The sequence below is a fragment of the Pseudomonas sp. BAY1663 genome (genome assembly GCF_000582595.1).
In the GTDB taxonomy this organism is placed as follows: Bacteria; Pseudomonadota; Gammaproteobacteria; order Pseudomonadales; family Pseudomonadaceae; genus Stutzerimonas; species Stutzerimonas stutzeri_AF.
This window is the reverse complement of record NZ_AZSV01000182.1, coordinates 1-2,067: the sequence shown is the minus strand read 5'-3', so window position 1 is coordinate 2,067 and position 2,067 is coordinate 1. Positions and strand designations below refer to the sequence as shown.

Genomic DNA, 2,067 nt, shown 5'->3' with positions numbered 1-2,067 from the left:
GTAAGCGCTCCATAAACCCACCTACCGCTAACAAGGTTCGCAAGTCAGGATGCAGTTGCTGGCGAGCAGTTCCATGGCAGCAGTGCTTCGTAGTCGTCTACGCTGCTGGCGGTCGGCAGGCGTTCGAGGATGTGGCGCAGCCAGGCGTAAGGTTCCTGGCCGTTGGCCTTGGCGGTTTCGATCAGGCTGTAGATCTGCGCGCTGGCCCTGGCGCCTTTCGGGGTGTCGCTGAACAGCCAGTTCTTGCGGCCGATGACGAACGGGCGGATGGCGTTCTCGGCGCGGTTGTTGTCGATTGGCAGGTGGCCGCCTTCGAGGTAGCGCACCAAGCGGCTCCAGTTGCTGGCCAGGTAGTTCACCGCCTTGCCCAGGGCGGTCTGTCCGGCGACCTGTGGTTGGGTCTTGTCCAGCCAGGTCTTAAGTTGGTCGATGATCGGTCGGCTGCGCTGCTGGCGGGCGGCGAGGCGCCCGCTGTCGTCGGCTTCTTTCAGCTCACGCTCGATGCCGTAAAGCTTATTGATCAGGTTCAGCACGATGTCGGCGCGCCCGGTCTTGCCCTTGGGCTGCACCTTCTGTGCTTCGACGAACTTGCGTCGCGCATGCGCCCAGCAGGCCAGGCGTTCGATGCCCTCTTGTGCGGCCACGGCGTTGTAGCCGGCATAGTCGTCAGTCATCAGGTAGCCGCGGTAGCCTGCGAGCAGGCGCAGCGGTACTTCCTGCGCACGGCTGGATGAGTAGTCGAACAGGATCACCGGTTTGTCGGGTGGCCCACCGCTTTGCACCCACATCCAGGATTGCGTGGTGGGGTCACGACCCGGCTCATGCAGTACCTGCAGCCGGGTTTCGTCGCAGTGCAGCACCGGGTAGTCGAGCAGCCGGTCGCGCATCAGGTTGATCACGGGTTGCAGCTGTTCGCCGCACTGGATTACCCAGCGCGCCAGGGTCTGGCGAGAGATGTCGATGCCGTGCCGGCTGAGCATCCTCTCGAAGCGGTACAGCGGGATGCCGTCGGCGTACTTGGTGGCCAGCAGCATCGCCAGCACGCTGGGGCTGGCCAGGCTTTTCTCGATCAGCTGGGCTGGCTTGTCGGCGGTGACCGGTGCCGCTTCGCAGGCCTTGCAGGCATAGGTCTTGCGGATATGACGGATCACCCGCACCTGCATCGGGATGATCTCCAGCTGCTCGCTGGTTTCTTCGCCGATGGCCTGCTTGCGGCAGCCGCACTCGCAGGTCAGCGCGTGCTCGGGCAGTTCGTGAATGACGTCAATACGCGGTAGCTTGGCCGGCAGCGGCTTGCGCTTGCCACGGCGCTTGAGCGGCGCCATAACCTCTTCTGCCTCAGCTCCATCACCGCCTGGCTCGTCAGTGCAAGCACCCTCTTCGACCAGCTCTTCGGCCTCGTTGAACATGGCCAACTGCGGCGAGTCGGCATCCTCGGGGCTGCGCTCTGACTTCGGCGAGAACAGTTTGTGGCGCAGCAGAGCGACCTGTTCCTGAAGTTGACTGATTTTGTTCAGATCAGATTGACGTGCCAGCAACACTTGCGACAGCAACTGTTTGAGCGCGTCGGGATCGTCAGGAAGGGTATCGGGCACGGCAATCATGGCCGTGGATTATACCGGCTCAGGCCACGTAACGCGGCGTCAGGACTTGATGAGGGCGGTTTCGCCAGAGGTCGATGCCGTCGAGCAGCCAGTTCAATTCGTCGACCGTCAGCTCGATGGGCTCATCGCCGGCATCGGGCTTGGTCTTGAAGCGCTCGGCCTCTAGGCGTTTGAGCCACAGGCAGAAACCATTACGCTCCCAATAGAGGATCTTCACCTGGTTGCGGCTGCGATTGAGGAACACGAACAGTACCGGGTTGAACACTTCCACCTTTATATCCAACTCGACGAGTGCCGCCAGGCCGTTGATGGATTTACGAAAGTCGACAGGCTTGGGATAGAGATAGACCTTCTGCACCTTGGCGTCGGGACGCATCATGGCAGCTGCTCCTGAAAAGAAATCAGGAGCGCAGCATCGTCTGGCTATCGGTTCGTTTGAAGATGGGGTTTATGGAGCGCTTAC

Annotated in this window: 2 protein-coding genes; both read right to left on the bottom strand. The window is 61.5% G+C overall.

Features of this window, described 5'->3' with window-relative positions:
* Positions 1 to 44 precede the first annotated feature (44 nt).
* Positions 45 to 1,604, bottom strand: a complete 1,560-nt coding sequence (locus BAY1663_RS22595; protein ID WP_128576465.1) for an IS66 family transposase — start codon at positions 1,602 to 1,604, stop codon at positions 45 to 47.
* 19 nt (positions 1,605 to 1,623) lie between these two features.
* Complete coding sequence (gene tnpB, locus BAY1663_RS22590; RefSeq protein ID WP_003292067.1) at positions 1,624 to 1,983, bottom strand: IS66 family insertion sequence element accessory protein TnpB; 360 nt, start codon at positions 1,981 to 1,983, stop codon at positions 1,624 to 1,626.
* Positions 1,984 to 2,067: the final 84 nt, after the last annotated feature.

What these genes read in the sequence shown, in the direction of transcription:
- BAY1663_RS22595 (WP_128576465.1), bottom strand. Translation starts at nt 1,604, where the DNA reads ATGATTGCCGTGCCCGATACCCTTCCTGACGATCCCGACGCGCTCAAA.
- tnpB (WP_003292067.1), bottom strand. Translation starts at nt 1,983, where the DNA reads ATGATGCGTCCCGACGCCAAGGTGCAGAAGGTCTATCTCTATCCCAAG.